The sequence below is a fragment of the Halomonas sp. 3A7M genome (genome assembly GCF_014897875.1).
In the GTDB taxonomy this organism is placed as follows: Bacteria; Pseudomonadota; Gammaproteobacteria; order Pseudomonadales; family Halomonadaceae; genus Vreelandella.
Genome location: NZ_JABUZD010000174.1, coordinates 22,186 through 45,930, shown reverse-complemented (window position 1 = coordinate 45,930; position 23,745 = coordinate 22,186). Strand labels below are relative to the sequence as shown.

Below are 23,745 nucleotides of genomic sequence, written 5' to 3'. Positions count from 1 at the left end.
ATAAGGTATTAAGGTCACTTGACCCTAATGAGGAGGAACGATGTCATTACGTATCAATGCGGTAGTGCCTGATTTCGAAGCAGAAACTAGCCAAGGCCCGATTCATTTCCACGACTGGATCGGTGATAGCTGGGCGATCCTCTTTTCTCACCCTAAAGATTTCACCCCGGTCTGCACTACAGAGTTCGGCGCAGTGGCAACGCTGAGCCCCGAATGGGAAAAGCGCGGCACCAAAGTTATTGGCGTCTCTGTGGATGGCGTTGAAGACCACAAACGCTGGGCAAGCGATATCGAGAAAGTTTGCGGCAATAAGGTTGGCTTCCCCATTATTGCCGATGAAGGCCTAAAGGTTTCCAAACTGTTCGATATGCTGCCAGAAGATGCTTATCTGCCAGATGGCCGCACCCCCGCCGATAGCGCAACGGTACGCTCGGTGTTCATTATCGGGCCGGATAAGCAGCTGAAACTATCGATGACCTACCCGATGACGGTAGGCCGTAATTTCGCAGAAATTCTGCGTGCGCTGGATGCACTGCAAGCCACGGCAAAACATGGCGTTGCAACGCCTGCTGACTGGACCGTTGGTCAGGACGTTATTATTCCGCCGAGCGTGTCTGATGAAGATGCCAAGCAGAAGTTCGGTGAATTTGACGCTGTTCTGCCGTACCTGCGTAAAACGAAATTGCGCTAAGTAAGTTAACGCTACCTCGTTTTAAGACTGAAAAACTCGCCATAAACATGGCGAGTTTTCTTCTTATGAAGGTGCTAAAGAGAGTCGTTCGATAGAGTGAGAAACATTCTGCGCACCTTGCAAAATTTCGCTCACAATTGACTCTATTTCTTTAACACTCGTTTGACTGCTTTCACCTTGCTTGACCACTTGCTGCATTGCCTGGGTGGTGCGGGCGACAAGTGCATTATTTTCTTTTAGAACTCGAGTGATTTCGCTCACCGCTTCACTTGATCCTTTGGCTAATTGGCGTACCTCATTTGCTACTACAGCAAATCCACGGCCTTGTTCACCTGCTCTTGCTGCTTCTACCGCGGCATTTAATGAAAGCAAGTTTGTTTGGCTGGCAATTTGCGCGATTGATGCAGTAATTTTGTTAATCTGTTCCGCTTGTTGGTTTAGTGCAGTGATTAGTTGCTGTGCTTCGTTGAGCGTATGGGCGGCATGTTGTGAGTCGGAAAGCACCGTTTGCAAGTGGGTTAACCCATTTTGAGCAATTCGCTCGGTTTGGCTAGACGATGCTTGGGCGCTGCTTACTGTGGCTTTAGCCGCTTCAGTTGCCAGCATTGCTTGAGTGATATCGGTAGCAAACTTAACGACCTTTACCACCTTACCCTCGTCATCAAAGATAGGGTTATAAGTAGCTTCCAGCCAAACGGCGCCTCCTTTGGCATTTAGGCGTAAGAACTTACCCTGCTTATATTCCCCTTGGCTTAAGCGTTGCCAGAAATCTGAGTGTTCTCGGTAAAAATCGTTATCGCAGAACAGTCGATGATGTTCGCCACGAAGTTTGTGCAGAGGATAACCCATTACTTGTTCAAAATTAGTATTGGCATCCAGAATAAAGCCGTCAGTTGTGAATTCAATGACTGCCATTGAGCTATTTAGGGCTTGAAGAATGAAACGTTCGCTAGCGGCGTTTTGGTGCTCTTTAGTCACGTCAGTGGCTACTTTTAAAATCTGTACAACGTTGCCACGACGGTTCTTGATCGGTAAATAGGTGGCCTCAAGCCATACCTCTTCGCCAAGTGCATTCATGCGCCGAAAACGCCCCTGCTGGCTTACACCTGCTGCAAGTGATTTCCAAAAATCATCATATTGACGGTTAGACGTTTCTTCAGGAAAACAAAAAATACGGTGATGCTGCCCCTTAATGTCAGCTAATAAGTACCCCATAGAGGCTAAAAACGACTCACTAGCCTCTTGGATAATGCCTTCCGATGAAAAATAGATACACGCAGTATGTTGGGTTAGGGCGCTACGTAAGGCGTCAGAAGCGAAATATGCGAGCATTGGTAGTCCCTTAAATCTAGTCTGTTGTCACCGAGAATAGGGTGATAGTAGATCAGATCTTAATAAAAGGCACTCTGTTTGTAATGGTTTTGTATAAATAAATGGTATGCTAGCCTTGTTTGACTATTGGGGACATGTAGGGGGAGTGCTAAGGCTAGAAAAGCCTAGTTGGGTAAACCACGCGGTGGCGTTGCCGCCTGTATTATCACCATCACTCATTAAGGCGATACCGTTGACTTGGCTAGGAGCGCTGCCAAAAAGAGCTTGGTAGTCAGCACGGACATCGCGTACTTCTGCCACCCATTCCCCAACCGCGCTATTGCCACTTTGAAGTGCCATCAGTTGTGCTCGGTCAGTAAAGGCATTTGGCCACGAGGCACCCTGAGCTTGGGTAGAGGACCAGACATAGTTAACCGATTCGACCTGCCAGGGAAGAATCCCTGTCTTGCGAGCCACGTAAACCCGTGCTGGATAGTCATCGCCCGCTTTCGCTGTCTCATCAACGCCCGGATAGATTGAGTCTACTTGCCAGCACCAGTGAAGATAGGGCGTTTCATTTAAATTAATATCGCGTTCCAGGTAGCGTGCAGAGGCCTGGCCCTGAGCATTGGCTTCAAGCACTCGTTGGCCTGATTTCTCAACAATGGAATAGCGTGTTTCGCCTTCGAAGCTTCGGGTAGGCCAGGTCATGATTTGGTTAGGTGTAAAGCGTATCTCTTGCCCGCTAGCGGTTGTAAATAATAACGGGCTAAAAAATAGGCTAGCTAGTGCTGTTCCTTTGATGGGAAAAGCACTAGCGAGGCTCATAACGACCACCGCTTTCTGTCGATTTTTTTGGTACAGCAGGGTGGTGCTCACCAATTTTGTGAAGCAGGTCAAATTGTCGGCTACAGGCGCGGCAGGCGCTGCACATAGAGAGATGTATGCGTAGTGCAGTACGTTCGCGAAAAGTGAGTGCTCTATCTTGCTTAAGTGACATCAAACGTGTTGCTTCACGGCACATTAGCATCTTTATTGGCTCCTACTGAGTCCAGCCGTTATCCAAGCACGCTCTTAACCTTAACCGTGCTCGGTGTAAGATAACCCAGCAGTTAGTTTCTGTTATGTCGAGTTCCTTACAAATATCCTGTGTCGATAATCCCATCAGCTCTCGTAAGGTAAATACGCGCGCGATACTGTCGGGTAGCGCTATTAAACAGGCATCGAACACTTGCCAGAAGCGCTGGTTCTCTAAAATATGCTCAGGTTCTCCCCAGTCGTGCGGGCGGGCGCTGGCCTGCCAATGCCCATTTGATTTGAATAGCCGGTCTAACGTGTCCTCGTCGATTGAGTCATTTAGCGGCTGCCAGCGCCCCTGTTTTTTCTGCTGGCGCAGATGGTCAAGTATCTTAAATTTCAAGATGCCAAATACCCAGGTTTCAAATTCTGAGCGCCCTTCAAATGAACTGGTTTTTTCAAACGCGGTGAGCAACGTTTCCTGAACGGCATCTTCAGCGGCAGCACTCTCTCTAAGCTGCAAGCGTGCAAATGCAAGCAGGCGAGGTCGCATATGGCTGAAGTGTTCGGCAGCTTGCTGTGAGGAGATAGGCAATGTGAGCTTCCCTAAGCTAAGAAAAGTCAGACTTAAAGCTCAAGGATCCCATCACCGCGTAAAATGCGTTGCGGTGACGGGAAAAGCACCTAAACAGTTAAGCGGTTAAGTGCTCTACGAGCGCTTGGGCAAATGTATCGGTTGTGCCGGTGCCGCCCATGTCGGGTGTCACCATATCGCGGCGTGTCTCCAGCACCGCGCGAATTCCGTGACGAATCGCGTCGCCTTTTTCGTTCATGCCTAAGTGATCAAGCATTTGGGCGGCTGCTAACAGCAGGGCGCAAGGGTTGGCGATTTTTTGTCCGGCAATATCCGGTGCTGAACCGTGAACTGCTTCAAAAATAGCAGCCTTTTCGCCGATATTAGCACCGGGCGCCAAGCCTAATCCGCCCACTAGTCCAGCACATAGGTCAGAAAGAATATCGCCAAACAGGTTGGTGGTGACAACGACATCGAACTGGTGCGGATTCATCACTAGCTGCATGCAGGCGTTATCTACAATCATTTCCTGGAATTCGATCTCGGGATACTCTTTGGCGACTTCCCTAGCGACATCCAAAAACAGGCCAGAGCTGGTTTTAATGATGTTAGCTTTATGTACAGCGGTGACTTTTTTACGGCCGTTATTTTTTGCTAGCTCAAACGCATAGCGCACAATGCGTTCGGAACCCTGGCGGGTTACCTTGATGACTGAGATGCCGGTATTGCCATCGTCAATCATCTCTTGGCCATCAGAGAGGTAGGCCCCTTCGGTGTTTTCCCTCACGGTAATCATATCGATATCGTTGTAACGCGAACGCGTGCCGGGGAAGCTAATCGCAGGGCGCACGTTGGCGTATAAGTCAAAATGACGACGCAACTGCACGTTGATGGAGGAGAAACCTTTGCCAATAGGGGTGGTCAGCGGGCCTTTCAGGGCAATACCGTACTTCTCGATGGCATCAAGCGATTCTTGAGGAATCAGCGTACCGTGTTTTTCAAGCGCCGCCAGGCCAGCATCGATAAACTCATAATTCAGGCCGCACTCCAGCGCATCAAGTACGCGCAGGGTGGCATCCATAATTTCGGGGCCGATACCGTCGCCTTTAATCACCGCAATTGACTGACTCATCATCTATTTCTCCTCTTTGGCGGGCATATTCGGCACGTGACTATGTGTGCCGCTTCAACATAAAACGTTGGCAATTGTCATCGTTTCTGGTGGCGCAATGGTACGCCACAATCAGTCGCGAGGTCACCCTGCCTAAGTAGAGGTGGGGGCGTATCAGCGCGTATCACAGTGTGAGCTACCAGAGTGGCGTGAGATGCAATGCGGCTGTGATGCTGTTAGAATGCTGCGCTTTGTCGCACCTTGCTTATTGCAACCGTACAGAATATTACTTATGACTGCATTTACTCACATCTTTTCTGGGCTGATGACTCCGCCCTAAGTAACTCCCTCCTTTATATAAGCGCCATGACGCCTATCGCGTTATGTCGGCGCTTGTGCATCCTATGGCCGTTCATTGGCTATTGATGCTGCCCCGTATCTTCGTGATGCAGCACTGTTTTGACAACCTATTCGCTTAATTGCGCGTTCTCGTTTCACCTCGGTGTGGCGGTAGTGCGTAGTGTTTCACCTTCAACTATGGACTCCCTGAATGGCACTTTTCAGTAAGCAAGAGTGGTTCTCTAACATCAAAGGCGACACGCTCTCAGGCATCGTTGTTGCCCTAGCGCTAATTCCTGAAGCGATTGCATTTTCGATTATTGCGGGCGTTGACCCCAAAGTGGGCCTATACGCCTCGTTTTGTATCGCGGTAGTGATCGCCTTTACTGGTGGTCGCCCGGGTATGATTTCAGCAGCTACCGGTGCGATGGCGCTACTGATGGTTACCTTAGTTCGCGAACATGGCCTGGAGTACTTACTAGCGGCCACGCTATTGACTGGGGTATTACAGATTATCGCAGGCTACTTAAAACTTGCAGAGCTGATGCGTTTTGTATCCCGTTCGGTGGTCACCGGGTTCGTGAATGCCCTAGCGATATTAATCTTCATGGCGCAACTGCCTGAGTTAACTAATGTGACGTGGCATGTGTATGCCATGACGCTAGCAGGCTTAGGCATTATCTATCTCTTCCCGTACTTGCCGGCGATTGGAAAGTCGGTCCCTTCTCCTCTGGTATGCATCGTGGTGCTTACCGGGGTGTATATGGTAAGCGGCATGGATATACGCACGGTAGGTGATATGGGCGAACTGCCCGATACACTGCCAATGTTCTTATGGCCTAGCGTGCCACTTAATTTAGAAACGCTAATGATCATCTTTCCCTACGCCATCATGCTGGCGGTGGTGGGCCTTCTTGAATCTATGATGACAGCCACCATTGTTGATGACTTAACGGATACACCCAGCGATAAAAACCGTGAGTGTAAAGGTCAGGGTATCGCTAATATCGGATCGGGTTTACTGGGCGGTATGGCAGGCTGTGCAATGATTGGTCAGTCAGTCATCAACATAAAATCCGGTGGCCGGACTCGACTCTCAACGCTTATCGCTGGTGTTGTTCTGTTGTTGATGGTGGTCTTCCTCGCGGATTGGGTCTCGCAGATTCCTATGGCAGCGCTGGTAGCGGTGATGATTATGGTATCGATAGGCACCTTTAGCTGGGAGTCGATTCGCGACCTTAAAAAACATCCGGTGAGTACCAATATCGTTATGCTAGCCACAGTAGCGGTGACTGTTGGGACGCACAATTTAGCGATTGGTGTCTTTGTCGGTGTACTGCTGGCGGCGATGTTCTTTGCTAATAAAGTCGGCAACATCCTGTATATCGGCTCGAAAGAAGTAGAACCCGGTAAAGAGCGTGAATACCAAGTAGTTGGCCAAGTGTTCTTTGCCTCTTCTGAGCGTTTTATTGCGGCCTTCGATCTTAAAGAGAGCATCGATAAGGTCACCATCAACCTTTCCCGTGCCCACTTCTGGGATATTACCGCTGTTCAGGCCCTGGACCGCGTGGTGATTAAGTTCCGTCGTGAAGGTACTGAGGTGGAGCTGGTGGGCTTGAGTGAAGCCAGTGCCACCGTGGTAGATCGTTACGCGGTACACAACGACCCTGAAGCAGTTGAAAAGCTAATGGGCGGCCACTAACCACCGCAAGGAGAGCGATATGACTGAACACGTACTCGCCGCGATTGATGGCTCCCAGTATGCAGAAAGCGTCTGTGACTACGCCGCTTGGGCAAGCTTGGCATTAAATGCGCCGCTTAGCTTTGTGCATGTGGTGGATAATCATTCTGATGTGCCAGCAGAGCAAAATTTGTCGGGTAACCTAAGATTTGGTGCCCGCGAGCGCTTGATGAAAGAGCTTTCTGAGCTTGATGAACAGCGCGCTAAGGTAAACCGTGAACAAGGCAAGCTGATGCTGGAAGCTGCCAAGGCACGGGCAGTAGAAGATGGAGTCGCTGATCCCATTATTCGCCAGCTTAACGGCACGCTGGTCGAAACCTTGGTAGAGCTAGAGAAAGACATACGTTTGTTGGTGGTAGGCAAGCGTGGTGAAACCGCTCACCACGCCAGCGGCCACCTAGGTTCTAACCTTGAGCGTGTGGTGCGTGAAATGCATCGCCCAATGCTCATGGTGCCCAAAGCCTTTAAGCAACCTGAAAAGGTACTGATTGCGTTTGACGGTAGCAAAACTGCCCGTAAAGGGGTGGAAATGCTGGCGCGTTCGCCGTTATTTACCGGTGCCGAATGCCATGTGCTGATTGTGGGTGCTGAAACCGCCGAGCATCGCAGCGAGCTTGATTGGGCGTTGACGACGCTACGCGATGCCGGCCACCAAGCCGAAGGCGCCATCCGTTCCGGTGAGGTAGACGACACCTTGCAAGCGTACGAGCAGGAGCATGCGATCGACCTTCTAGTGATGGGCGCTTATGGCCACTCGCGTATTCGCCACTTGCTGGTCGGCAGTACCACCACAGCGATGTTACGCGGTAGCCGAATTCCGGTACTGATATTGCGTTAATCAATACGTACGCTTTAACGCCGGTCACCACGCTAAGGGGCCGGCGTTTTTTATAGCTGGCTCGGAATTAGCTTGCCGGGCACCCAGCGTATCAACGCTATCATGCCAAATAACTCCACTAGCGATTGAAAAACAATAACGACTACCGCGGCTTGCCAGCCATTGGGCAGGGTAAGCGCAATGGGCAGCATGACAAACGAATTGCGCGTGCCAAAACTAAAGGCAAGTGTTCGGGCGCTGGTAAGCGGTAGTTTGAATAGACTGCCTAACGCTTTACCCAACAACCCAGCGATGACTAAAAAGCCGATAAAGATAAACACAACCTGCCACAGCACATGGCTAAGCCCTAGCACGCTATTCACCTGCGACGCGGCAATGACTAGCACTACCAGCGCAAGTAGCGGTATTGGTAGATAGCCAAGATACCCAGAGGCTTGGTTAATGACATGGTAGCGCTGGGCAGCAAACTCCGTCAGCCATGCCAATCCCAAAGGAAGTATAATTAAGCCAGCAAATGCGTTGAGAAGGTTGGTAGAAAAGGTTAACTGAAACCACTCGCCGCCTAAAAATAGCCACAAATAAACGGGCAATGCGGCCATTTGGATGAGCAGCAGCAGTGGTGTTGCCGCAACAGCGCGGGCGGCATCGCCTTTGCCTAAGTGCGTGAAGGTAATAAACCAGTCTGTGCAGGGCATCAGTAGTACTAGCAAAACACCCGCCATTACCGGTGGGGGAAGTGGTAGCCCCACTACTAAAAGACCTAGCACCAACATCCCCAGTAGCGCAGGAATGATAATGAAATTGCCAATCAGCAGCGCTGCCATAAAGCGTTTATCGGTAACGCTTTGCTTGATATGTAATAGCGGTATTTGGGTAAAAGTGGCGTAGAGCAGTATGCCAAGTAGCGGCCATAACAGCTGTTCAAGTGATGACGCTAGTAAGGGAGCTATCAGACCCAACGTAAGCCCTAAGCAGATAAAACCCAGATAAATCCAAGACTGCTGTCGCTCTAACTGCTCGCGCATAAAATACCTACGGTTATAGACGAGAAAGCGCCATGCGTTCTCCTAGCCAAGCCGCCAGTAACCAAAGCGGTAGGCTGATAAGTACATAAAGCAGCGCTAGCCCAGAAAGCCCTTGTTGAATAAGGTGCAGTGTTTCCAGGCTAAAGAGTGAAAACGTGGTAAAGCCGCCACAAAAACCGGCCACTAACAGCGGTTGCCAGTGCGCAAGCTTACCGCTAGGAAAACGTGAGGCGGTAGCGGCAACCCAACCGATGATCCCAGAACCCAGTACGTTAACCAGCAGCGTGCCCCAGGGGAAATAGCCACCAAACACTGCTAAAGACACGAGAGATACCCCGTAGCGAAGTGCACTGCCAAGCCCGCTACCAATCCCGACGGCTAGGTAAGCTTGCCAGTTCATAGCAACAACCCCTTAGCTAACAGCCAACCGAGCATGGCCATCACCATGCCGAGCACTAGGGTAGCAGCAATATTTAAGGCGGCACGCAGCGCTTGGCCGCTTTGCCACAGCTCAATAGTTTGTAAGCTAAATGACGAAACGGTGGTGTAGCCACCTAGCAAGCCTGCAACAGTAAATAGCCACAGCGGCTGTGCGCTTGGCACGCCGTAGTAACCAAGAAGCCCGCCCGCTATAAACGCACCGCTGGCATTCACCAGTAAGGTACCCCAGGGGAAGGTTTTGCCCAGCAGGTGGGCCATAAGGTTAGAAACGGCATAGCGACCCATGCCGCCCAATGCGCCGCCAAGTGCTACCAGTAGCATGCTCGCGATACCATGCCCCATCGTAACTCCTTTAACTGGCCGCGTTGATAGGCGGCTAAGTGTACCACCTACCCTATAACGATAGGGGTGAACACAAAGAACGCGTTAAGGTGTCGTTGGTCAATAAGTTCGTGTAAAAAAGAGTGAGAATAATAAAAATCTTAACGCACTCGCTCAAGGAGTCGCTTCTATGTCTGATCGCGTGTTCGCCGCTATTGATGGATCTCAATATTCAGAAAGTATCTGTGATTATGCTGTCTGGGCCGCCAAGGCACTTGGTGCGCCATTAAGCTTTATTCATACCCTGGATAACCACTCCCTGGTGGCAGAGCCTGACCTAACCGGTCATTTAGGTTTAGGGACCCGAGAGCATCTGCTTGAAAAGCTTTCGGATATTGAAGAACAGCGCGCGAAAGTTGCCCGTGAGCAGGGGCGCTATATGCTCGATGCGGCAAAAGCACGCGCAATCGAAGCCGGTATTGTTGATCCACTCTGCCTTCAGCGTAACGGTACGTTGGTAGAGACCTTGGTTGAGAACGAAAAGGAGATGCGCTTACTGGTGTTAGGCAAGCGTGGCGAAACTGCGCATCAAGCGAGTGGCCATTTAGGCTCTAACCTTGAACGCGTCGTGCGTGAGATGCATCGTCCGCTATTGATGGTGCCTAAGCAGTTTACGCAGCCGAAAAACGTGATGATGGCGTTTGATGGCAGCAAAACGGCCCGCAAAGGCATTGAGATGCTGGCCAAAAGCCCGCTCTTTGAAGGCGCTGCCTGCCATGTTGTGATCGTGGGCGCTGAGACGGCAGAAAACCGATCACAGCTTGAGTGGGCAATCGGTGTTCTTGAGTCTGCTGGCCACCACGCTGAAGGCGCAATTCGCGCTGGTGAAGTGGAAGAAACCTTGCGCGCTTACAAGCAGGAGCACGGTATTGACCTGTTGGTCATGGGTGCCTATGGCCATTCGCGTATTCGTCACTTGTTAGTGGGCAGTACGACGACCGCCATGCTACGCAATGCCCATTTGCCGGTGCTGATTCTGCGCTGAGGTCACTAGGAGACGCAGATGAACCACCCTGAGGTAGACACAGCCGCGATACGCCAAAAGCTGTTAGCGCTAGAGGTTTCTTTGCGAGAGGAGAGCATTGAAAGCGCGTCTTCAAGAGAGACGGTGGTGCTTGATCAAACGTCGGTAGGGCGGCTGTCACGTATGGATGCGCTGCAGGGCCAAGCCATGGCAAAGGCAGAAGAGCAGCGCCGCCAAATGACGCTTAAGCGTATCAGCGGCGCCTTGCAGCGTATTGAGCAAGAGAATTTTGGCGAGTGCATCGAGTGTGGCGAATGGATTGGTGCCAAACGCCTCACCTGGGACCCGTTAGTGCTGACATGTATCGAGTGTGCTGAGTAAGCGCTTAGGCCTCAATAGCAGCGTCTTTCTGCTGATGCTGCTTGGTGGCCTGCGCCATATTAATGCCTGACAGCAACGCCTTCAGCGATGCGCTAACGGTGTCACTATCTTCGGCCACGGCGCAAAGTCGTTGTCCATCAATATTCAACTGCACAAAGGCAATCGCATTGGCTTCGCTGTCGCCACCCAAGGAGTGCTCACTGTAGTCAATAATGGCTACGTTGCTGCCCGAATGCTTCTTCCAGGCATCAGTGAAGGATGACATTGCGCCGTTGCCGGTACCTGACAAGCGCAGTGTTTCAGCGCCTTGCCAAAGGGTTATTTCTATTCCCTCGTGCTGGCCTTTTGATAGCCGGTAATCGGCCAATGCCAGTGGCGCATCCTGAGTGAAATTATCAAACATCACTTGGCGAATGATTTCACTGGAAAGCTCGCCGTTGCGGCGCTCGCTCTCTTGTTGCACGTAAGGGGCAAGGGCCAGCATCATCCAACGCGGTAAATTAATGCCGTAGTCTCGCTCCAGCAAAAAGGCCATGCCGCCTTTCCCAGACTGGCTATTCACCCGGATAACGGCTTGGTAGTCGCGGCCAATATCATGCGGGTCAATGGGTAGGTAAGCCACTTGCCACGGCTCGTCGGGCTTTTGATGCTTGAGGGATTTACGAATAGCATCCTGGTGGCTGCCAGAAAACGCGGTATACACCATCTCGCCGACCCAAGGGTGGCGCGGGTGCATAGTAATACCAGTACACTCATGCACCACCTGAACGATCTCGTCTGGGTTGGAAAGATCCAGCTGCGGGTCGATGCCTTGGCTGTATAGGTTCATCGCCAAGGTAACAATGTCCATATTGCCGGTGCGCTCGCCGTTACCCAGTAGCGTGCCTTCGACGCGGTCAGCTCCCGCCAACAGTGCCAATTCTGCTGAAGCAACTGCACCACCACGGTCGTTGTGGGTATGTACCGAAATAATCACGCTGTCGCGACGGCTGATGTGCTGGCAAAAGTATTCAATCTGGTCAGCATGATGATGCGGCCCCGCAACTTCTACCGTGGTGGGCAAGTTGAGGATGCATTTGTTGTCAGGCGTTGGCTGCCAGACATCCATCACCGCTTCGCAGATGGCCAGTGAAAAATCGATTTCAGTGCTAGAGAAGCTTTCCGGCGAATATTGGAAACGCCAGTCAGCATCTGGGTGTTGGGCAGCATAGGTCTTCACCCAGGTAGCGCCTTGCACGGCAATATCGGTAATGCCAGCTCGATCCATCTCAAACACCCGCTCGCGCTGGATGGTCGAAGTGGAGTTATACAGGTGAATAATGGCGCGCTTGACGCCCGTCAGCGATGCAAAGGTTTTCTCGATTAAGTGTTCACGGCACTGCACGAGTACCGCAATAGTGACATCGTCTGGAATTTGGTCTTCTTCAATTAGCCAGCGGACAAAGTCGTAGTCTGGTTGGCTAGCTGAGGGAAAGCCCACCATCACTTCTTTAATACCTACCTTAATAATCTGCTGCCAAAAGCGTTGCTTTTGCTCAACCGTCATCGGCTCTAGTAGCGCCTGGTTGCCATCGCGTAGGTCTTCACTTAGCCAAATGGGCGCTTGCGTTAAGTCACGGTCAGGCCATTGGCGGTTGAAAGCGGGAACACGCGGAGCAGGGCGGTATTTGCGATGATCAAAAGCAGACATGGTGAGTTTCCTGAAGGCGGTAAGTTAGTTGGACGGCCGCTTGTGGCGTAAGCCGCGTTAACAGGTGTCTGGGTAAGGCACCGTGTAGGGACTGCTTGTGACAGTCAATACAGTTTACTTGAAGTAAGGCGAAAGGTTATTGCGAAAATATGGTTTTATCGCCAATAATTGGCAATAAATGTCGTATTGTTATTTTTTATTGGTAGGAGCTGCTTGTTATGCCTGTCGTGCCGCTTGAACTTGATCGTTTTGATCGCCACATTCTGAATGTGTTACAGCAGGAAGGGCGGATTAGTAACCAGGAGTTAGCCGAGCGCATTGGGCTTTCCCCTTCACCTTGCTTGCGCCGGGTGCGTGCGCTAGAGGAGCACGGCTTAATTACCCAATATCGGGCCGATGTTGATGCACGACAGTTAGGCTATCAACTGATGGTGTTGCTGCACATTTCAATGGATCAACATACGCCTGAACGGTTTGATAACTTCGAACGTCATATTCGTAAAATTCCCAACGTGATTGAGTGTTTGATTATCACCGGCCAAGCGGCAGATTTTCAGCTCAAGATACTGGTTCGTGATATGGACGATTATCAGCACCTCTTACTGCACGTGATCAACCGTATTGAAGGCGTCACCGGAGCCCACACCAGCTTTGTTTTGCGACGAGTCTTTGAGCATCGTCCGGTGCCTACGGAGCGCGCTTGATTAAGAAGGCATAGGCAACGAAGCGGTGGCGGTTTACACTGCTTTTTTTGTCTTACCTAGGAGATTGAACTATGACAATTCAGCGCCATGATACAAAAGCCCGTATGAGCCGTGCCGTTATTCATCAAGGTGTGGCCTATTTGTGTGGTCAGGTAAGCGGTCCTGAAGCGCGCCACGAAGGAATTAAGGAGCAAACCGAGAGTATGCTGGCACGGGTTGATGCCTTGCTAAAAGAAATTGGCTCCAGCCGCGAGCAGCTACTGAGCGCGACCATCTACCTTAAAGACGGTAATGATTTTGCTGCAATGAACGAGGTGTGGGATGCCTGGGTGCCCGAAGGCTATGCACCGGCACGCACCTGTGTATGCGCGCAGCTGCCTGCTGATGAGTTAAAAGTAGAAATTACCGTTACCACTGCCGTCAGCAGTTAAAGGGCCGTATCAGCGATAGCTGTCTTACTGATTACTTACCTGTCTTTTCCACAGGAAAGCGGGTATCGCGCAGGCTATCTTTGATTTTCTTCAGGTGCGGTAGGAAGTCTTCGCCGCGCCTGAGGGTAACCCCAGTGGCTAAGGCATCGATCAGCGTTAGTTGAATCATCCGCGAGGTCATGGGCATATAGTGGTCGGTGTCCTCGGGGGTAGCGACTTCGAGAGTCGAGGTACATTCCAAGGAAAGCGGCGAGTTCGGGGCGGTGATCCCCAGCACCACGGCGCCTGCTTCGCGAGCAACGCGTGCGATATCGACCAGTTCTCTGGTGCGGCCTGTGTACGAGATAATCACCACTACGTCACCGGTATGGCAGGCGGCAGCCACCATGCGCTGCATCAGCACATCTACATAGGCCATGACGGGCAAGTTAAAGCGGAAGAATTTGTGCTGGGCATCCTGGGCGACGGCACCTGAAGCACCCAAGCCAAAGAAATGGATCTGCTTTGCTTGAGTAAGATAATCAACCATGCGCTCAACGGCGGCCATATCGACCTCACGCTGGGCTTCGTCCAGGGCGGCAATCGTCGCGCCAAAAATCTTATGGGTATACTGCGTTGCTGTATCGCCAGGCTCGACAGCGCGCGTCACATAGGGCGTTCCGCCTGCGAGGCTTTGGGCAAGTTTGATTTTAAAATCGGGGTAGCCTTTGGCGCCGAAGTTGCGGCAGAACCGATTGACCGTGGGCTCGCTGACGCTGGCCGCTTGGGCAAGGCTTGCAATGCTCAAGCTGGTGGCTACTGCTGGGTCCTCCAGGATGACATTGGCAACTTTGCGTTCTGAGCGGTTTAATTCTTCTAAGCGTTCGCGTAAGCGGTCAAGCAGGTCATGCGCCATCAATAGCCTCCATGGCAATGTTTTTTTGAACGTTGGGTGCCCAATTCGTTGCACCAGGTAAAAAAGCGTTGGCTAAAAGAATATCACCACTCGCTTCGGCTAGGGGAATAAACTCCGTCGCTAAACGATTGCCTAGCCTTGTTTAGCCTCCAGGTAAGGAGGCTTCGGAACCGGTGGTAGGCTGTTATTCATCAGCTTTAGCCAATCCTGAGTAATTTTAATAGCCAGCGTTTATAAGGCGGCCTTATCAGTGAGCTAGAGGCCCGTTTTGATTGATAAAAAACACCTCGTAAATGGCTGAATCGTTCAAAACCATGGCGACCGTGATAAGCCCCCATGCCGCTTTCGCCAACGCCACCAAAGGGCAGTGCGGGAACGGCGTGATGAAGCAGCGTTTCGTTAAATACCAGCGCACCAGAGCGAGTGGTGTGACGCAAGGTTGTTTGCAGCAACTTATTGTCGGTGAAGGCATAAAGTGCCAGTGGGTGAGGCCGGGTATTTACAAAGGTAATCGCGTCGTCGATGTTTTTAACGCTGATAAGCGGTAGTGCACGGCCAAAAATTTCCTCTTGCATCAGCTCAAGGTTTTGGGTCGGATCAATAACGAGCGCTGGTGCGTGTTGCCCGATATCGATAATGCGGCAGCCGTGATCTCTCGCTTGTGCTATCAGCCGTTCACTGCGCTTCTGATGGTGGGGGCTGACAAAGCCTGTGGCCTCTTTATCGCTGGGGCGCTGCTGTTCGATAGCTCGACTTAGCGCCTGAATAAGTGCTTCCAGGTGGCGGCTTTCTACGAGTACATAATCCGGTGCAATGCAGGTCTGGCCAGCATTCATTCCCTTGCCAAATATAATTGAGGCGGCTGCACGATCCAGATCAGCGTCACTCGCCACGATAGCGGGTGATTTACCACCTAGTTCAAGCGTCACCGGGGTTAACTGCTCGGCAGCAGCAAGTGCAACTTGGCGGCCCACCGCCGTCGAGCCGGTGAACACCAGATGATCAAAAGGTAGTGCGCTAAACGCTTGTGCTATCTCTGGGCCGCCTTCAACAACGCATACTTCTTCATCGGTAAAGTACTGCGGTACTAGCTTAGCCAGCAGGGCGCTGGTATTGGGGGCGTGCTCGCTGGGCTTGATCATGACGCTATTACCCGCTGCGACAGCATCAATAGCGGGCATCAGTGCTAAGCTCCAGGGGTAGTTCCAGGGCGACATAATACCCACCACGCCAAGTGGCTGAGGAGCGATGCGGGCGCGGGCGGGCCATAAGCGCCATGGCATGTTGGCAGCGTATGGGCGCATCCAATGCCAGAGGTGTCGCCGTGTATGACGAATGGCATGCAGCACCGCGTTAATCTCTGCTAAGCGTATTTCTGTCTCGCTACGCTTGCCGAAGTCAGTTTGAATGGCCTGGATAATCTCCCGCTGGTGATGCTTAGTCATTCGTGCAAGGCGGGCTAAGCGCTCTCGTCGCAACCTTAATGAGGGAAAGGGCGCTTGGCCAGACGCATGACGCTGAGTGTGCAACAGGCGCATTAAATCGCGTTTCATGGCAGCTCCTTGAGTTAATTCTTAATAACAATAGTCGTTTGTCCTGCTACTTGAATACCTCACTCCAAATAGAAATGACAGCATCAACAAAAGCACTGACAGCTTGGTTGGTGGTAAGGTCACGCTTTCACCATTTAAATGATTTGCCTCGGGAGGCATCATGCTTTCGCGTTCACTGTCATGCATTATGCTACCCGCTATCGACGCGGTGGATGCCGCCCAATGGGACGCACTGGTGAGTAGCGACCAGCCTTTTCTACGACACGCGTTTTTGCATGCATTAGAGAGCAGTGGCTCTGTCTGCGAGGCGACCGGCTGGGAGCCTTGCCATCTGTGCGTATGGCAAGGTAGCCGCTTAGTTGGCGCGTTGCCCATGTATCGCAAGCACCACTCTTACGGTGAGTATGTGTTTGATTGGGGATGGGCCGATGCACTGGAGCGAGCAGGCGGCCATTATTACCCCAAGGCATTAAGTGCCATTCCGTTTACCCCGGTGCCTGGTACGCGTACTTTAATTGCCGATGATGCCAACGCGGAGGATGTTCGCGGGTTATTAGCAGCGACGTGGCAAACGCACTGTGAAGAGCAAGCGTTATCGAGTTGGCACCTCCTGTTTGCACAAGATAACGAAGTGGATGCCTGGCAGCGCCAGTTTCCAGCGTTAATTGCCCGAGAAGGCGTTCAGTTCCAGTGGCGAGATCGCACCTTTGGTGATTTTGAAGGCTTCCTGGCGAGCCTTACGTCGAAGCGTCGCAAAATGATTAAACGTGAGCGTCGCTTGGTCGCCGAGCAAGGCTTTACGCTACGCCGTTTAGAGGGCGAGGCAATTACGCAAGAAGCGATGGCGCATTTCTTTCGCTGCTACACGATCACATACCACGAGCGGGGCCGTCCTCCTTACTTAAATGACGTTTTTTTTGAGCGATTACGTCATGCGATGCCTGAGGCGCTTGTATTGGTTCAGGCGCTGCTGGATGGCCAGCCTGTTGCCGCTGCTCTCTATTTTCGTGGCGAGAACACGTTGTACGGCCGCTATTGGGGAAGCGAGGTGGTTGCCGACTGCCTTCATTTCGAAGCCTGCTACTACCAAGGCATTGAATTTTGTCTGGAAAAGGGACTCTCTTTGTTCGACCCCGGTACTCAAGGAGAGCACAAGCTGGTGCGCGGCTTTGCGCCCCAGCGGGTACGTTCGCTGCACTATCTTGTACACCCAGGTCTAGCGGCCGGCGTCGCCCAATTTTGCCAAGAAGAGGGGGCCCATATCAGCGCCTATCGCGAGGCGGCGGCCGACGCATTACCGTTCAAATGAAAATCGCTTTATAAAGCCAGCTATATAAAGCGTGACTCGCTGGAAATAGCCCATGATGGCATAATGCGCCTCGTTCAGGCCTAAACAAAGGAATGCGGTGATGCATAAATGGCTAACGGTTGCGCTGCTTGCTGTATTGGGGCTTCTCCAATACCAACTTTGGCTAGGTAATGGTGGCTGGGAGGATTTGCAGCTGGTAGAGGAGCGCGTTGCCGTTCAAGAGGCTGCCAATGTGCCGATGCGAGAGCGCAATGCTCGGTTAGCGGCTGAAGTTACCGACCTGAAAACCGGCCTGGATGCGATTGAAGAGCGTGCTCGTAGCGACATGGGCATGGTGCGTAGCGATGAGCAGTTTTTTTGGGTGCCGGGTGTTGCCATTGAAGCAGAGCTAGTGGGTATCAATGCGGGGCTAGTGACTCAGCCAAACTTGCCTAGCGAGGACACAGACGAATGAGTCATTCGTTGTGGCTAATCGTGCCCGCCGCAGGGCAAGGTAAGCGAATGGGCGCTGATAAGCCTAAGCAGTACCTGCCTTTGGGCGAAAAGCCCATTCTTGCCCATACACTTAGTCGACTACACCGAGCCTTCCCCACTGCGCATCTTGTGCTGTGTCTGGATAGTGATGATCATTGGTTCAAGCCTGAATGGGTGCCATTTCCCCAGTGGCAACGAGTGTCGGGTGGCGCGGAGCGAATGGATAGCGTTTTAAATGCGCTGCACGCTATAAAAGCGCAAGACAACGATATGGTGATGGTGCATGACGTCGCACGCCCCTGCATTACATCATCTGATTTGCTGGCGCTTTATGACGCTGCTCAGCAGCACCCAAGTGGCGCACTCTTGGCGATGCCGGTTGCTGACACCATGAAGCGGGCTAATGCTGAACAGTTAAGTGCCGCAACAGAGCCTCGGGATCGGCTGTGGCACGCGTTAACACCCCAAGCTTTTCGTTATGCGCTTTTGCGGCGCGCCCTTGAATACGCTGTCGCTAATCACTGTGTGGTCACGGATGAAGCCTCGGCTGTTGAAGCGCTTGGTCAGGCACCCAAGCTGGTTAGTGGGCGTCGTGATAATCTCAAGATCACTCATCCTGATGACCTTGCCCTTGCTACCGCTATCATGGCGTCGCAAGTAGCCCAATCCTCTGAATCTGAAAGGAGTTGTTAATGCGAATTGGCCACGGGTTTGACGTGCACCGATTTGGCGTTGGCGACCATTTGATGATTGGTGGCGTTAAGCTGCCTTTCGAACATGGTTTTGTTGCCCACTCGGATGGCGATGTGTTGCTGCATGCTATCAGTGACGCACTGCTGGGTGCCTGTGCGCTTGGTGATATCGGGCGGCATTTCCCCGACACCGACCCAGCATGGGCTGGTGCAGATAGTCGCCATTTATTGCGCCACGTGGTTCAACTGGTTCACACAGAGGGCTTCTGTGTGGTTAACCTGGATGCCACGTTAATGGCGCAGGCGCCTAAAATGGCGCCGCATATTGATACGATGCGCGCTGTCATCGCTGAAGATTTAGGTATTAGCCTTGGGCAGGTCAATGTTAAAGCCACGACGACTGAACGGCTTGGGTTTACCGGACGAGGCGAGGGTATCGCCGCTGAGGCAGTGGTGTTGATTGAACACCAAGAGGCGTTAAATGCTTAATTTACCCGCTTGGCAGCGCTGCTTAGATGCCGAGTTCGGTGCCCCTAGTCCAGGTTGCTATCGCGTTCAGCCAGAAGATTTTGTCGTCGACGAGCAGCTGGACTTTACGCCTGAAAATCATGGTGAGCACCTGTGGTTACGTCTTGAAAAGCGCCATCAAACCACGTTAGATGTGGTAAGAAGTGTCAGCCGCCTTTGTGGTGTCACACTTCGAGATGTGGGCTACTCCGGGATGAAGGATCGTGTCGCAGTGACGCGGCAGTGGTTAAGCGTGCATTTGCCCGGACGCGAGGCGCCAAGTGATTTGAGCGAATCATTAGCGGCAGTGGGTATTACGGTGTTGGCCCAGGTAAGGCATCCCCGAAAACTCAAACGCGGTGTCCATCGCACGAACCATTTTACCCTGCGGCTGAGTGGTGAAGCAGTTCAACATCCGAGTTTTTTTGACCGCTGGGAGGCGCTTTGTCGCCACGGTGTGCCTAACTATTTCGGACCCCAGCGTTTTGGGCCTGAAGGACGGAATTTACAGCGTGCAGAAGCTCTTCTAGCGAAAGGTTGGCGCAAGCGAGATGATCGCCAAGGAATGATGCTTTCCACCGCGCGTAGCTTCTTGTTTAACGAGTTGCTGAGCGAGCGTTTGACGGATGGAACGTGGTGCCAGCCGCTAGCGGGCGATATGCTCATGCTGGATGGCACGCACAGTGTGTTTACCGTTGACGCCGTTGACGACGACCTGATCGGTCGTGCCGCTGCGCTTGATATTCATCCAACCGGTGCCCTGTGGGGTGTCGGGGAACTCGCTGAGTATCAGGTAGCTGACTACGAAAAACGGTTGTTAGCGTGCCATCCAATGCTGTGCGAGGGATTGGTGAAAAGCGCTGTGAAACGCTCTCATCGGGCGCTGCGAGCAAGGTTAATTTCGCCTAGTATCGAGATATTACCTAATGCCGTGGTACTCTCATTTGCCTTACCACGGGGAAGTTTTGCCACGGCGGTGGTGAGTGAGTTAATTGCTCATCCGGATTTTGCTTAATGCGCCTAACCTGCGCTTATCTTTGCTAGGCATCCATAAAGGAGACGTTAATGCGGCGACTGCTGCTTTCCAATGACGATGGCGTCCATGCACCGGGCTTGCGGGCACTTCATGATGCGCTAGTCGCCCATGCGAATTTACGTGTGGTTGCTCCCGATCGAGACCGCAGCGGCGCCAGTAACTCGCTGACGCTTTCTCGTCCGCTCTCTTTAACCGCGTTAGATAATGGCTTTTATAGCGTAGACGGTACGCCTGCCGACTGTGTTTATCTGGGCGTGAACGGCGTCTGGGATGAGCGTCCTGACTTGGTGATTTCGGGGATTAATCACGGCAGCAATCTTGGCGATGACGTACTCTATTCAGGCACTGTGGCGGCTGCCATGGAAGGGCGCAATTTGGGCATGACTGCCATTGCTATGTCGCTGTGTGGTGAGCGCTATTTCGCGACGGCAGCGAAAGTGGCGGCCAGCTTAATCGGTGCTGCCGATCAGCTATCACTGCCACCCCGCACACTCTTGAATGTCAACGTGCCAGATGTTCCGTGGGAAGAAATTAAAGGCGTCAGAGTGACCCGCTTAGGCTATCGCGGACCAGCAGAGAAACCTGTTCCCGTAAAAGATCCGCGTGGTCGTACGCGCTTCTGGATAGCACCGGTGGCGGCTAACGCTGATGATGGTGAAGATACCGACTTCTCTGCTATCGAAGCAGGTTATGTATCAATTACTCCACTACAAACTGACTTAACGCGCCATCCCGCGCGCAGCGACGTGCAGGACTGGTTGGATGCTTTTGCCTGAGCTTTCGCCCAACGAGCTGCGCGGGCGAGGCATGACCTCGCAGCGGACTCGAGATCGCATGGTAGAGCGGCTTGAGCAGCAGGGTATTCAGGATGCGCGGGTGCTCGATATTATGGCAGGTGAGCCAAGGCACTTGTTCGTTGATGAAGCGCTGGCGCATCGTGCGTATGAAGACACCGCGCTGCCTATCGGTTTTGGTCAGACACTCTCGCAACCCTTGACGGTTGCGCGCATGACCGAGCTGGTGCTGCGGGCTAATCCAAAGCGTGTGCTTGAAGTGGGGACCGGTTCGGGGTATCAAACGCTGATACTGTCCCGGCTGGTGCCAATGCTTTACTCGGTCGAACGCATTTATGCATTACATCAACGCGCTGCAGAGCGGCTTTGGCGGCTTGATGCCCCAGCGACGCTGGCAGTGGCGGATGGTGGTGAGGGGTGGCAAGAAGCTGCGCCTTTTGATGTGATTTTGTTAACCGCTTGTGCTCAAACGCTGCCGGAAGCTCTATTGGAGCAGCTTAGCCATGATGGTGTGCTCATTGCTCCATTGGAAGAGCCTGACGGTAGCCAATGGCTCACCCAAATAAAACGCATTGGTAGTGCCTTTGAAAAGCGTCGGCTCGAACCCGTACGCTTTGTACCTCTATTGCAAGGAGTGGTGGATTGAAGCGTCGATTTGTAGAGCTGTTTTTAAAAGGCGCAGGGATGGGGGCAGCCGATGCGGTGCCCGGTGTTTCAGGTGGAACGATCGCATTTATTACCGGTATTTATGAGGAACTCATTAATACCATCAAACAGTTTGGCCCCGGCGCCTTCATCGCTTGGCGTCGTGGCGGTTGGCTAGCGCTGGCTCAGCATTTGAATTTGGCCTTTTTAGTGCCGCTGCTACTTGGCGTTGCGATTAGCCTTTTCAGTGTGGCTCATATAGCGCTTTGGCTAATGGAAGCGCACCCGCTGCTGATTGAGGGATTTTTCTTCGGCTTGGTGGCCGCGTCGGGGTTTGTTGTCGCCAAGGCGGGAAGAGGCTGGAAATTTTGGTATTTATTGCCGATGGTCGGAGGGCTGCTGTTGGCTAAGTCGCTGCCAGGTATGATGCCGCTGGTGTTACTTATTGGTAATGAAGCTCTGGTAGTCATGATAGCTGGCTGTATTGCTATTAGCGCCATGCTGTTGCCAGGGGTGTCTGGTAGCTTCTTGCTGCTTACGATGGGGCTTTATGGCACCATTTTAGGGGCTATTCGAAGCTTTGATATCGGTATTATCATACTCTTTGGCATGGGGTGTGTTGTTGGTTTGGCGTTATTCTCGCGACTACTGTCGTGGCTTCTGCGTCGCCATCATGATTCTACGCTACAGCTTTTGCTCGGGTTTATTGTTGGCTCGTTACCCGTGTTATGGCCGTGGAAAGAACTGGTAAGTTATCAGCTTGGCCCTGATGGGCAAATGATCCCGTTGGCTCATCGTTATCTGTTGCCTAGTGACTATGCGGTATTGTCGGGTGCATCTGCACAAACGGTAGGCGTTGTGGCACTAATGGTGGTTGGCGCACTATTGGTGGTGTTATTAAACCGTCGCGCAGTGCACTATGCCGGACATAGATCAATAGGAAACGCGCGCGACGTTGAAAAGGAGTAGGGTTTCCATGCGTAAGGTTTTTATCATGTCAGTATTGGCGTTAGCGGTCAGCGGCTGCGCCAATCAGCAGCAAAACACCCCACAAGTGCGTGATTTAAGTGAAGCGCGCCGCGCGGTAGCAGACTCACCTCAATATACTGTTAAAACAGGCGATACCCTTTATGGCATCGCATGGCAGCACAATCTTGATTATCGTCAGTTGGCGCAAATCAACAATATTGATGCGCCTTATCAAATTTACCCAGGCCAAACCATTGCGCTGCGTGAAGGAGCGGCGGCATCAAGTAACCCGTCTGCAGGCTCCTCTGCCCCAGAGCGCCCTGCGTCGGGCGCTGTCGCAACAGGCCTGAATCCTCAAGCGACTTCCGTGGCAAGTAACGATCAGCAGCTAGATTGGTTACTGCCCGATGAGAGTGCGATTGAGCGTAACCAGCGTTTAACGGCTGAGCGGGCGGAACGTGCTGAGCAAGCGTCGGTGGCCGCCGCGCAGCAAGTGGCTGATAGCGCAAGTGCCGCTAACACCGAGGCGACGTCTACTGTTGAGGCGTCTCAGCCAGAGCCTACGAGTGAGCCGGAACCAACGCCTGAGCCTAAGCCAGAGCCTAAGCCAGAGCCTAAGCCAGAGCCCAAACCTGAACCAACCCCAGAGCCTGAGCCAGCAGCGACTACGCCGCCTGCTGAGGCTGAGCAGCCGAGCCAAACCGCTCGCGTTGACCGCTCCTCTCGCACCTTTACACCTGTTGATAATGTTAACTGGCAATGGCCAGCAACAGGCCAGGTAACCGGAGAGTTTGGCCAGGGGGGCTCTATCACCGCTGGGATTGATATCGACGGTCAAAAGGGGCAACCTGTCAAGGCGGCAGGCCCTGGTATCGTTGTCTACGCAGGTAGCGGCGTTCGGGGTTACGGTAACTTAATACTACTCAAACACAACGATCAGTATCTGAGTGCTTACGCGCATAATGATAGCTTAAGCGTTAAAGAAAATGATGTCGTTGAAGCGGGAGAAGTGATTGCCACGATGGGGGATAGCGATGCAGATAGTGTCAAACTGCACTTTGAAGTACGCCGTGATGGGCAGCCTCAAAATCCCTTGGACTATCTGCCGTCCCGTTAATCATTGCCAAGCGAACCTTTCAGTTGGTGTGCTTGGGGTACCCGAATAGCTAGAGTTAGGGCGTCATATAACAAAAATGGTGTAAGTGCACAGGGAGTGCGGCCACCTTTTCCTT

The 23,745-nt window shown here is 52.4% G+C and carries 27 protein-coding genes; 16 read left to right on the top strand and 11 right to left on the bottom strand.

All coding sequences use genetic code 11. From position 1 onward, the window contains the following. Positions 1–40 precede the first annotated feature (40 nt). Positions 41–691 carry a peroxiredoxin gene (locus tag INT19_RS18245; RefSeq protein ID WP_095604014.1) on the top strand — a complete coding sequence of 217 codons (651 nt, stop codon included), beginning with the start codon at positions 41–43 and terminating at the stop codon, positions 689–691. Positions 692–754: 63 nt separating this feature from the next. Here INT19_RS18245 and INT19_RS18240 read toward each other — a convergent pair whose 3' ends face one another. The 5 genes from INT19_RS18240 to INT19_RS18220 form a co-directional block, all read right to left on the bottom strand. Continuing rightward, a complete protein-coding gene (locus INT19_RS18240; protein ID WP_193061773.1) occupies positions 755–2,023 on the bottom strand; it encodes a methyl-accepting chemotaxis protein in 1,269 nt (422 codons plus the stop codon). 123 nt (positions 2,024–2,146) lie between these two features. Then, complete coding sequence (locus tag INT19_RS18235; protein ID WP_193061772.1) at positions 2,147–2,830, bottom strand: DUF3047 domain-containing protein; 684 nt, start codon at positions 2,828–2,830, stop codon at positions 2,147–2,149. Then, complete coding sequence (locus INT19_RS18230; RefSeq protein ID WP_226912896.1) at positions 2,817–3,026, bottom strand: zf-HC2 domain-containing protein; 210 nt, start codon at positions 3,024–3,026, stop codon at positions 2,817–2,819. The genes INT19_RS18235 and INT19_RS18230 overlap by 14 nt, the downstream gene beginning before the upstream one ends. Before the next feature lie 18 nt (positions 3,027–3,044). Beyond that, positions 3,045–3,614 carry a sigma-70 family RNA polymerase sigma factor gene (locus INT19_RS18225; protein WP_089039648.1) on the bottom strand — a complete coding sequence of 190 codons (570 nt, stop codon included), beginning with the start codon at positions 3,612–3,614 and terminating at the stop codon, positions 3,045–3,047. A 97-nt stretch (positions 3,615–3,711) separates the two neighbouring features. Continuing rightward, a complete protein-coding gene (locus INT19_RS18220; RefSeq protein ID WP_125750946.1) occupies positions 3,712–4,725 on the bottom strand; it encodes an isocitrate dehydrogenase in 1,014 nt (337 codons plus the stop codon). Between the two features lie 529 nt (positions 4,726–5,254). Between INT19_RS18220 and INT19_RS18215 the strand changes: the two genes are divergently transcribed. Continuing rightward, positions 5,255–6,745: a SulP family inorganic anion transporter gene (locus INT19_RS18215; protein WP_089039647.1), complete on the top strand. Its 1,491-nt coding sequence runs from the start codon at positions 5,255–5,257 to the stop codon at positions 6,743–6,745. Positions 6,746–6,764: 19 nt separating this feature from the next. Next, positions 6,765–7,622 carry a universal stress protein gene (locus INT19_RS18210; RefSeq protein ID WP_193061770.1) on the top strand — a complete coding sequence of 286 codons (858 nt, stop codon included), beginning with the start codon at positions 6,765–6,767 and terminating at the stop codon, positions 7,620–7,622. Between the two features lie 50 nt (positions 7,623–7,672). On the opposite strand, the gene INT19_RS18205 is transcribed toward INT19_RS18210, so the two are convergent. From INT19_RS18205 to crcB (INT19_RS18195), 3 genes are read right to left on the bottom strand one after another with little or no spacing between them, the layout of a single operon-like run. Beyond that, positions 7,673–8,647, bottom strand: a complete 975-nt coding sequence (locus INT19_RS18205; protein WP_193061769.1) for an arsenic resistance protein — start codon at positions 8,645–8,647, stop codon at positions 7,673–7,675. A 13-nt stretch (positions 8,648–8,660) separates the two neighbouring features. Then, the gene (crcB, locus tag INT19_RS18200; protein WP_193061768.1) at positions 8,661–9,047 is read right to left on the bottom strand and encodes a fluoride efflux transporter CrcB; all 387 of its coding nucleotides are present in this window, start codon (positions 9,045–9,047) and stop codon (positions 8,661–8,663) included. Further along, complete coding sequence (gene crcB / locus INT19_RS18195) at positions 9,044–9,430, bottom strand: fluoride efflux transporter CrcB (RefSeq protein ID WP_038477702.1); 387 nt, start codon at positions 9,428–9,430, stop codon at positions 9,044–9,046. The genes crcB (INT19_RS18200) and crcB (INT19_RS18195) overlap by 4 nt, the downstream gene beginning before the upstream one ends. Before the next feature lie 169 nt (positions 9,431–9,599). On the opposite strand from crcB (INT19_RS18195), the gene INT19_RS18190 reads away from it, so the two are divergent. After that, positions 9,600–10,454: a universal stress protein gene (locus tag INT19_RS18190; RefSeq protein WP_193061767.1), complete on the top strand. Its 855-nt coding sequence runs from the start codon at positions 9,600–9,602 to the stop codon at positions 10,452–10,454. Between the two features lie 18 nt (positions 10,455–10,472). Next, complete coding sequence (locus tag INT19_RS18185) at positions 10,473–10,814, top strand: TraR/DksA family transcriptional regulator (RefSeq protein ID WP_193061766.1); 342 nt, start codon at positions 10,473–10,475, stop codon at positions 10,812–10,814. 4 nt (positions 10,815–10,818) lie between these two features. On the opposite strand, the gene INT19_RS18180 is transcribed toward INT19_RS18185, so the two are convergent. Then, positions 10,819–12,504 (bottom strand): 2-isopropylmalate synthase, encoded by a 1,686-nt coding sequence (locus tag INT19_RS18180; protein WP_089039640.1) that lies wholly within the window; start codon positions 12,502–12,504, stop codon positions 10,819–10,821. A gap of 218 nt (positions 12,505–12,722) precedes the next feature. Between INT19_RS18180 and INT19_RS18175 the strand changes: the two genes are divergently transcribed. Both INT19_RS18175 and INT19_RS18170 read left to right on the top strand, forming a co-directional pair. Continuing rightward, positions 12,723–13,208, top strand: coding sequence for an Lrp/AsnC family transcriptional regulator (locus INT19_RS18175; protein WP_083006767.1), 486 nt, complete (start codon positions 12,723–12,725; stop codon positions 13,206–13,208). A 71-nt stretch (positions 13,209–13,279) separates the two neighbouring features. Further along, positions 13,280–13,639, top strand: coding sequence for a RidA family protein (locus INT19_RS18170; protein ID WP_193061765.1), 360 nt, complete (start codon positions 13,280–13,282; stop codon positions 13,637–13,639). A gap of 31 nt (positions 13,640–13,670) precedes the next feature. Here INT19_RS18170 and INT19_RS18165 read toward each other — a convergent pair whose 3' ends face one another. Beyond that, a complete protein-coding gene (locus INT19_RS18165) occupies positions 13,671–14,534 on the bottom strand; it encodes a MurR/RpiR family transcriptional regulator (protein WP_193061764.1) in 864 nt (287 codons plus the stop codon). Between the two features lie 197 nt (positions 14,535–14,731). Further along, entirely contained in the window at positions 14,732–16,087 is a 1,356-nt protein-coding gene (locus INT19_RS18160) for an aldehyde dehydrogenase family protein (protein WP_193061763.1), read from the bottom strand. 160 nt (positions 16,088–16,247) lie between these two features. Here INT19_RS18160 and INT19_RS18155 point away from each other — a divergent pair, with 160 nt between their 5' ends. From INT19_RS18155 to INT19_RS18115, 9 genes are all read left to right on the top strand, one after another. Beyond that, complete coding sequence (locus tag INT19_RS18155; protein ID WP_193061762.1) at positions 16,248–17,396, top strand: GNAT family N-acetyltransferase; 1,149 nt, start codon at positions 16,248–16,250, stop codon at positions 17,394–17,396. Between the two features lie 100 nt (positions 17,397–17,496). Next, entirely contained in the window at positions 17,497–17,850 is a 354-nt protein-coding gene (gene ftsB, locus INT19_RS18150; RefSeq protein ID WP_193061761.1) for a cell division protein FtsB, read from the top strand. Continuing rightward, a complete protein-coding gene (gene ispD / locus INT19_RS18145; RefSeq protein ID WP_193061760.1) occupies positions 17,847–18,563 on the top strand; it encodes a 2-C-methyl-D-erythritol 4-phosphate cytidylyltransferase in 717 nt (238 codons plus the stop codon). Before ftsB ends, ispD begins: the two co-directional genes overlap by 4 nt. Beyond that, positions 18,563–19,051, top strand: coding sequence for a 2-C-methyl-D-erythritol 2,4-cyclodiphosphate synthase (gene ispF / locus INT19_RS18140; RefSeq protein ID WP_089039635.1), 489 nt, complete (start codon positions 18,563–18,565; stop codon positions 19,049–19,051). The genes ispD and ispF overlap by 1 nt, the downstream gene beginning before the upstream one ends. Further along, positions 19,044–20,084: a tRNA pseudouridine(13) synthase TruD gene (gene truD / locus INT19_RS18135; RefSeq protein ID WP_193061759.1), complete on the top strand. Its 1,041-nt coding sequence runs from the start codon at positions 19,044–19,046 to the stop codon at positions 20,082–20,084. The genes ispF and truD overlap by 8 nt, the downstream gene beginning before the upstream one ends. 50 nt (positions 20,085–20,134) lie before the next feature. Then, complete coding sequence (surE, locus tag INT19_RS18130; protein ID WP_089039633.1) at positions 20,135–20,881, top strand: 5'/3'-nucleotidase SurE; 747 nt, start codon at positions 20,135–20,137, stop codon at positions 20,879–20,881. Beyond that, positions 20,868–21,545 carry a protein-L-isoaspartate(D-aspartate) O-methyltransferase gene (locus tag INT19_RS18125; RefSeq protein WP_095604000.1) on the top strand — a complete coding sequence of 226 codons (678 nt, stop codon included), beginning with the start codon at positions 20,868–20,870 and terminating at the stop codon, positions 21,543–21,545. Before surE ends, INT19_RS18125 begins: the two co-directional genes overlap by 14 nt. After that, positions 21,542–22,513, top strand: coding sequence for a DUF368 domain-containing protein (locus tag INT19_RS18120; RefSeq protein WP_193061758.1), 972 nt, complete (start codon positions 21,542–21,544; stop codon positions 22,511–22,513). Before INT19_RS18125 ends, INT19_RS18120 begins: the two co-directional genes overlap by 4 nt. Positions 22,514–22,520: 7 nt before the next feature. After that, positions 22,521–23,630 (top strand): peptidoglycan DD-metalloendopeptidase family protein, encoded by a 1,110-nt coding sequence (locus INT19_RS18115; RefSeq protein WP_193061757.1) that lies wholly within the window; start codon positions 22,521–22,523, stop codon positions 23,628–23,630. The last annotated feature ends 115 nt before the right edge of the window (positions 23,631–23,745 follow it).